This is a genomic window from Paenibacillus kribbensis (assembly GCF_001705305.1).
Lineage (GTDB): Bacteria > Bacillota > Bacilli > Paenibacillales > Paenibacillaceae > Paenibacillus > Paenibacillus kribbensis_B.
Genome location: NZ_MCBP01000037.1, coordinates 1 through 6,654 on the forward strand (window position 1 = coordinate 1; position 6,654 = coordinate 6,654).

Sequence of the window (6,654 nt, forward strand, 5' to 3'; positions counted from 1 at the left end):
ACGAGGTAGATAGGTTGGGGGTGGAAGTGCAGTAATGCATGGAGCTGACCAATACTAATCGGTCGAGGGCTTATCCTAAAGATAGAGCGCAATGGAGTTTCGGATCCAGTTTTCAGGGTGTAAGTTTGATATAGCGTAAGCTCAAGTAGCTTAGGCTGGACAAGCGAACACACAGCATTTGGCTATGCTGCTTCCTGAAAGAGAATTTGCGAAGCAAATTCATGTTTGGTGGCGATAGCGGAGGGGTTCCACACGTACCCATCCCGAACACGACCGTTAAGCCCTCCAGCGCCGATGGTACTTGGACCGCAGGGTCCTGGGAGAGTAGGACGCCGCCAAGCAATGTCCTTTAGAGGATAATAAAACTGTACATATTAGGGCCTTTAGCTCAGCTGGTTAGAGCGCACCCCTGATAAGGGTGAGGTCGGTGGTTCGAGTCCACTAAGGCCCACCACTTCTTAATTATTACAACATGATTGGGGCCATAGCTCAGCTGGGAGAGCGCCTGCCTTGCACGCAGGAGGTCAGCGGTTCGATCCCGCTTGGCTCCACCAATATTCCCTGATAGCTCAGTTGGTAGAGCACTCGACTGTTAATCGAGTTGTCACAGGTTCGAGTCCTGTTCGGGGAGCCATATTTTGAATATTTATGACTTATATATATAAGGTGGCGGCGTAGCTCAGCTGGCTAGAGCGTACGGTTCATACCCGTGAGGTCGGGGGTTCGATCCCCTCTGCCGCTACTCGGAGAGATACCCAAGTGGCTATAAGGGGACCCTCTGCTAAGGGGTTAGACTGCGAAAGTGGTGCGAGGGTTCGAATCCCTCTCTCTCCGCCACACCTTTAAAAATTCAGAACTTATTTTATAAGGCCCGTTGGTCAAGGGGTTAAGACACCTCCCTTTCACGGAGGTAACAGGGGTTCGAATCCCCTACGGGTCATAATATGGAGGCTTAGCTCAGCTGGGAGAGCATCTGCCTTACAAGCAGAGGGTCGGGGGTTCGATCCCCTCAGCCTCCACCATGAATAATTTAAAAGAAATCCCTTTTACTATCGCGGGGTGGAGCAGTTCGGTAGCTCGTCGGGCTCATAACCCGAAGGTCGTAGGTTCAAATCCTGCCCCCGCAATTAATTTCCTGATGGAAATGCCTCTGGAACTGTGGTGTAGAGGCCTAACATGCCTGCCTGTCACGCAGGAGATCGCGGGTTCGAATCCCGTCAGTTCCGCCATTCTAGTATGTATAATTTAGTAGTACAACATAATATGGCTCGGTAGCTCAGTCGGTAGAGCAGAGGACTGAAAATCCTCGTGTCGGCGGTTCGATTCCGTCCCGAGCCACCTTTCAAGTGGGAATGAGTATGTGCCGGTGTAGCTCAACTGGTAGAGCAACTGACTTGTAATCAGTAGGTTGGGGGTTCAAGTCCTCTCGCCGGCACCATTTTGGAGGATTAGCGAAGTGGCCAAACGCATCAGACTGTAAATCTGCTCCCTTACGGGTTCGGTGGTTCGAATCCATCATCCTCCACCAGTCTTTTCTTAATCATATGGCGGTCGTGGCGAAGTGGTTAACGCACCGGACTGTGACTCCGGCATTCGTGGGTTCAAGCCCCATCGGCCGCCCTTTATTCTTATTAATGGGGATTAGCCAAGCGGTAAGGCAACGGACTTTGACTCCGTCATGCATAGGTTCAAATCCTATATCCCCAGCCATTAAGAGCCATTAGCTCAGTTGGTAGAGCACCTGACTTTTAATCAGGGTGTCGAAGGTTCGAGTCCTTCATGGCTCACCATTTATAATTATTTGCGGTCGTGGCGGAATTGGCAGACGCGCACGGTTCAGGTCCGTGTGGGCTAACCCCCCGTGGAGGTTCGAGTCCTCTCGACCGCACCATATTTTGCGGACGTGGCTCAGCGGTAGAGCATCGCCTTGCCAAGGCGAGGGTCGCGGGTTCGATTCCCGTCGTCCGCTCCATTATCCATACGGCGCCATAGCCAAGTGGTAAGGCAAAGCTCTGCAAAAGCTTCATTCCCCAGTTCAAATCTGGGTGGCGCCTTAACGCTCATTATGGATTACAATATGCGCCCTTAGCTCAGCTGGATAGAGCGTTTGACTACGAATCAAAAGGCCGGGAGTTCGAATCTCTCAGGGCGCGCCATTTCTTAAAAATGTATAATGTCGGGATGTAGCTCAGCTTGGTAGAGCACCTGGTTTGGGACCAGGGGGTCGCATGTTCAAATCGTGTCATCCCGATACTGATTTGCGGGTGTAGTTCAATGGTAGAACTCCAGCCTTCCAAGCTGGTAGCGTGGGTTCGATTCCCATCACCCGCTTTTTGCTATAGCGGATTCTTGTTGCCTCAGTGGTGACACCTTATAAATAAAGAGAGCCTGTCTGGGGACAGTGCTCTCTCTTTTTTTATACTATATTCTCTAAATAACGGTATGATGAATATTGAGGATCTGCGCTATCCGGTGCATACCTTGCAAATAAGTTTGTGGATATACACCGATTACGATTCAGTGGCCGATTTTACACGGAAATGGTGAGCTGGATGGAGGTTCCTTGCTCTGGTGCGGAGGTCATGCTCATATATCCTCCTACTCCTCTAGCCCTTTCTTCCATGCTAAATAATCCAACGCCCTCTCCTTGGGATTCTTCAGAGAATCCGATCCCCTCATCCCAAATGCTCACTTGTATGATTTCACCCTGATCTTCTACGTCGACATGTGCTTCTGCTACGTCTGCATACTTGGCTACATTCGTCAATGCTTCCTGTACAATCCGATAAATAGCTATTTCCTTACGGATATCAAGGCGTTTACGTAGGTTACACTGAAAATGGACCTCAATGCCGTAATGCGAGCAAAAGTTTTCAATATAGGTCCGTATGGCTGGTACGACACCTAAATCATCCAGAACTGAGGGACGTAGTTCCCATGCTAGTCCACGGACGTCTTTAATGATGTCGGTTACCTGTGAACGCAGATTTTCCAGAGCAGGACTAGGCTGTTCAGCAAGTTGGCTATCTAGTTGAATAATTAGAGAAAACAAGCTTTGTCCGATCCCATCATGCAATTCTCTTGAAAAACGCTTGCGTTCTTCCTCCTGAATTTGCATTACTTGCGTCATCATGGTCTGAAGCTCAGCCTCGACTTTTTTCAGCTTGGTGACCTCATTACGGATTGCTAAATACTGATAGGGTTTGCCTTCCTCGTCCATGAACGGAACGATTGTGGTATTCACCCAGTAATAGCTGTTATCCTTAGCCCGATTGCGTATTTCTCCTTGCCATACCTGGCCTGAGCGTATGGTGGTCCACAGGTTTTTCATGAACGCGGGGGTATGGTAGCCTGAATTAATGAGGCGGTGATCCCAACCGATCAGTTCTTCACGACTGTACTGCGAAATTTCACAGAACTTGTCGTTCACGTATTGAATAATGCCACGATGATCGGTCAAAGCAACGATGGAGGAAGTATCTAATGCAAGTTTCAGGTTAGACAGCTGGTGAAGTGAGTTACGCAGTTTATGGAGAAAAGGGGACTCCGGAATATAAGCTTCCAAATCATTTAGTAACTTATCAGCCGACTCACCAAAAGCGTGCTGCAGTAAAGGATTAGAAGGTTCATTCATAGTGCAGCAGCCCCTTTTTAAGTGCAAATTTGACCAGTTCAGGCCGTGTTTTCAGGTTAAGCTTCTCCATAAGGTTACTTTTGTGGGACTCTACGGTTTTGACGCTAATCACCAGGTGCTCGGCAATTTCCTTATTGGCATATCCTTTCGCTATCCATGACAGAATTTCCTTTTCACGCTCGGAAAGGGACTCATAGGGTCCGGCAATGCCTTCCTGTTTGATCTTGTCCAGATATTCACTCATCAGTCGTTTGGTCGCATTTGGGTACAAATAGGCGCTGCCTTCGGCTACAGACTGAATGGCTGCGAGTAATTCTTCGTGAGGCGCGCTTTTTAAAATGTATCCGGATGCTCCGGCCTGAATGGCCCGGAAGAGGTATTCCTCATCGTCATGCATCGTTAGAATAAGAACTTCAGTATCAGGCAACTGTTTTTTTAATTCAGTGGTTGCTGTTAGACCGTCTTTGCCAGGTGGCATACTAAAATCCATGAGCACCACATTAGGTTGCAGCTCCACCGCCTTGCGGATCGCCTCATCACCGTCTGCAGCATCTCCTACCACCTTAATGCCGTTTTTGCCGTCCAATAGGGCCATGAGGCCGGAACGTACGACAACATGGTCATCCACTACAAGTATACGAATCAATTTGTCATCCCCTCGAACGGTAAAAAACCGTACATTTTACCATAATTATAGCAAATTTTAGGGATTTCAATCAATATAGTCAGTTGGGTATGGCCATATTCCGCAAATATCTGTTGTTATCTTCAAAAGTATGAAGAAGCTCATGAAGTAGGGGGGTGAGCACATAGCTCACCAAGCCGCTGAGCGACTTGAGTTGCCTCGGCTACTTCGGAATCGGTGAACGTTCGTGCATCACGGTTGCCAAGAAGCAGCACACCGTTCGGTAAATTACCCGTACTGGAAAAGGGAATAGCTATAGCAGAATGAAGCTGCTCAGCCAGCATTAGCGCACATTCCTGACGCAGACGTATGCTGCCAGGCAGCAAAGCACTCACAGTCACGGTACGTCCCAGACGAACAGCCAGCCCGGCAATGCCGTGTCCCACTTTAAAAGAAATAAGGCGATAACGATTGCTTCGGCTGCCAGAGACGTAATACCAATGTAACTTACCGCCTCCTGATTTGGACATGAATGCAAGGGCAGTAAGATCTCCATAGATGCGATCCCTTAACTGGTTCAGTTCTTTTCGCATTTCATCCGTTATTTGTAGCATAGAAGACACATCCTTTTTCTTAACAAAACTGTAGCTCTAATTATTGTAGTTCCGACAGTTACAAAAGTAAGTCAGGGAACCCCCTGATCTATAGGCGTAGGAAACACTGACTTTTCATAAGGCGGGGTAATGAGTAGAAGGAAAGCCGATAAATAAGGCAGTAGCCTGCTCGATGAGTGATATTTATCACAGTCAATCAGGGAGTAGGAAGGTACAAAATCAGGTGTTCTCCCGATAACAACCCATGCGTTGAACCATTATGATGTAGATATCAGGTAAACACGAGGAGGACGCTAACATGCAGGCCACTTGTATGGAACGGTTTGGGGACGAGGCGGAGCGCACGGGGATTCAGCTTTTTTTGACGGAGGAGCATTTTGAACTGCTGAAAGAAATTATGTCTTGGAAAAAGGTAAAGGCAGGCGTTATGCTTTTCCGAGAGGGCGAGGATGCGGAGCAGCTTTATTATATCCATTCGGGCCATGTAAAACTTCGTAAGTCGACAGAAGATGGTAAAGAATTGATTTTGACCATTCAGCATCAGGGCGATCTGATTGGGGAATTCAGCGGGATAGATGGGGAAGAGTATAGCTGCACTGCGGAAACAGCCGATGCGTGTGAACTGGGTGTCGTGCTTGTTAAGGATTTGGAGTCGCTCCTGTCCAAAAATGGAGAGATGGCACTTCAGTTCATCCAATGGATGGCGATGAAGCAACGAATTATGCAATCGCGTTTTCGGGATTTGTTGTTGTATGGTAAAGCAGGAGCGCTGGCGTCTACACTGATTCGTGCGAGCAACACATGCGGCGTAGCAGTGAAGGATGGCATTTTACTGAATATGAAGCTGAGTCACTCCGAACTGGGTGAGATGATTGGAGCGACACGGGAAAGTGTAAACCGAATGCTAAGCTCGCTGAAGGAGCAGGGGACTCTGGATACACGAGATGGAAAAATCGTCATTCATGATCTCAAGGTATTGCGTACCATGTGCTGCTGCCCTTCGTACGGCCAATGTGCCCATGAGATTTGCCGGCTTTAAAACAGATGAATATAAATAAGGCGGAGTCTCTAGGACCCGCCTTGCTTCATGTTTTCTGATAATCTGAACTTATGGGCGATTGAATAACATGGATAATAAAAGTGCTAATCAACACAGGATAGTAAAATTCTTATGGATTTTTCACTGTCTACCTTACAATGAAGAAAAGTCAGGCACAAGATGCACGATTGCGTACTATAGTCCAACGAAAAATAAGATGTCAGTAAGAACAGTTGACTTGGATCATAGGTCCATAACTGGAGCACCCAACTGAGGTAGACATACATGATAGGTACTCTTCAGTGGCGTGTAGGGATTTTATAACTTGGAACTAAATACAATTAGCTTTTATAAGCCAGGCGTGTTAAAGTAACATTCCAGTCGAATTTGGCTGAGTAAAAGGTTGAATAATTTTAGCCTTTGAAAATAGGGATTATTTACAAGTTGATTTCGTTGGCTGAAGATGATATGCTATTTTAGCTGACAATAAAACAGCAATTTCAAAAATGAAAAACATGGGTCAAAATGATCTTGATAAAAAAGAAAAAATAGCCCTTGCATTTTTGGAATGAACATGATATGATCTTATAGCTGCTGAAAAACGCGGCGAAAAGAAATGAATGTTTGATCTTTGAAAACTGAACAACGAGTGAGTAATGATTTTGTTCGCAAAATCAACAATGAGATATTTTATCTCGTCAGATTCAAAATGAGCTAATCGCTCTTTCTATAACCAACCTCG

At 46.8% G+C, this 6,654-nt stretch carries 4 protein-coding genes, 21 tRNA genes and 2 rRNA genes; 24 read left to right on the forward strand and 3 right to left on the reverse strand.

The annotated features are described in order from the left end of the window. The 23 genes from BAZ21_RS27185 to BAZ21_RS27295 form a co-directional block, all read left to right on the forward strand. Positions 1–78 (forward strand): 23S ribosomal RNA (locus tag BAZ21_RS27185); the annotation flags it as partial. Positions 79–224: 146 nt separating this feature from the next. Continuing rightward, positions 225–341, forward strand: a 5S ribosomal RNA gene (gene rrf, locus BAZ21_RS27190). A gap of 36 nt (positions 342–377) precedes the next feature. Further along, positions 378–454, forward strand: a tRNA-Ile gene (locus BAZ21_RS27195). Positions 455–478: 24 nt separating this feature from the next. Further along, positions 479–554 (forward strand) — tRNA-Ala (locus BAZ21_RS27200). A 4-nt stretch (positions 555–558) separates the two neighbouring features. Further along, a tRNA-Asn gene (locus tag BAZ21_RS27205) sits at positions 559–634 on the forward strand. Between the two features lie 34 nt (positions 635–668). Further along, a tRNA-Met gene (locus BAZ21_RS27210) sits at positions 669–742 on the forward strand. A 3-nt stretch (positions 743–745) separates the two neighbouring features. Further along, positions 746–837, forward strand: a tRNA-Ser gene (locus BAZ21_RS27215). 31 nt (positions 838–868) lie between these two features. After that, positions 869–940: transfer RNA gene (locus BAZ21_RS27220), tRNA-Glu, on the forward strand. Between the two features lie 6 nt (positions 941–946). Then, positions 947–1,022: transfer RNA gene (locus BAZ21_RS27225), tRNA-Val, on the forward strand. A 31-nt stretch (positions 1,023–1,053) separates the two neighbouring features. Further along, positions 1,054–1,127, forward strand: a tRNA-Met gene (locus tag BAZ21_RS27230). Positions 1,128–1,152: 25 nt separating this feature from the next. After that, positions 1,153–1,229: transfer RNA gene (locus BAZ21_RS27235), tRNA-Asp, on the forward strand. Between the two features lie 36 nt (positions 1,230–1,265). Continuing rightward, positions 1,266–1,338: transfer RNA gene (locus tag BAZ21_RS27240), tRNA-Phe, on the forward strand. A gap of 24 nt (positions 1,339–1,362) precedes the next feature. Further along, positions 1,363–1,438, forward strand: a tRNA-Thr gene (locus BAZ21_RS27245). Between the two features lie 4 nt (positions 1,439–1,442). Further along, positions 1,443–1,528, forward strand: a tRNA-Tyr gene (locus BAZ21_RS27250). 19 nt (positions 1,529–1,547) lie between these two features. Beyond that, positions 1,548–1,620 (forward strand) — tRNA-His (locus tag BAZ21_RS27255). 15 nt (positions 1,621–1,635) lie between these two features. Next, positions 1,636–1,710: transfer RNA gene (locus BAZ21_RS27260), tRNA-Gln, on the forward strand. Between the two features lie 4 nt (positions 1,711–1,714). Further along, positions 1,715–1,790 (forward strand) — tRNA-Lys (locus BAZ21_RS27265). Positions 1,791–1,803: 13 nt separating this feature from the next. Next, positions 1,804–1,891: transfer RNA gene (locus tag BAZ21_RS27270), tRNA-Leu, on the forward strand. A 6-nt stretch (positions 1,892–1,897) separates the two neighbouring features. Then, positions 1,898–1,972 (forward strand) — tRNA-Gly (locus BAZ21_RS27275). Positions 1,973–1,982: 10 nt separating this feature from the next. After that, positions 1,983–2,054: transfer RNA gene (locus BAZ21_RS27280), tRNA-Cys, on the forward strand. Positions 2,055–2,079: 25 nt separating this feature from the next. Further along, positions 2,080–2,156 (forward strand) — tRNA-Arg (locus BAZ21_RS27285). Between the two features lie 21 nt (positions 2,157–2,177). Beyond that, positions 2,178–2,251 (forward strand) — tRNA-Pro (locus BAZ21_RS27290). A gap of 9 nt (positions 2,252–2,260) precedes the next feature. Continuing rightward, positions 2,261–2,331: transfer RNA gene (locus BAZ21_RS27295), tRNA-Gly, on the forward strand. Between the two features lie 199 nt (positions 2,332–2,530). Here the strand turns inward: BAZ21_RS27295 and BAZ21_RS27300 are convergent. From BAZ21_RS27300 to BAZ21_RS27310, 3 genes are all read right to left on the reverse strand, one after another. Further along, positions 2,531–3,634, reverse strand: coding sequence for a PAS domain-containing sensor histidine kinase (locus BAZ21_RS27300; protein WP_068505926.1), 1,104 nt, complete (start codon positions 3,632–3,634; stop codon positions 2,531–2,533). Continuing rightward, positions 3,627–4,280, reverse strand: a complete 654-nt coding sequence (locus tag BAZ21_RS27305) for a response regulator (RefSeq protein WP_068505927.1) — start codon at positions 4,278–4,280, stop codon at positions 3,627–3,629. Before BAZ21_RS27305 ends, BAZ21_RS27300 begins: the two co-directional genes overlap by 8 nt. A gap of 140 nt (positions 4,281–4,420) precedes the next feature. Then, on the reverse strand, positions 4,421–4,873 hold the full coding sequence (locus BAZ21_RS27310) for a GAF domain-containing protein (RefSeq protein ID WP_068505928.1): 453 nt from the start codon (positions 4,871–4,873) through the stop codon (positions 4,421–4,423). A 298-nt stretch (positions 4,874–5,171) separates the two neighbouring features. On the opposite strand from BAZ21_RS27310, the gene BAZ21_RS27315 reads away from it, so the two are divergent. After that, on the forward strand, positions 5,172–5,912 hold the full coding sequence (locus tag BAZ21_RS27315; RefSeq protein ID WP_068505929.1) for a Crp/Fnr family transcriptional regulator: 741 nt from the start codon (positions 5,172–5,174) through the stop codon (positions 5,910–5,912). The last annotated feature ends 742 nt before the right edge of the window (positions 5,913–6,654 follow it).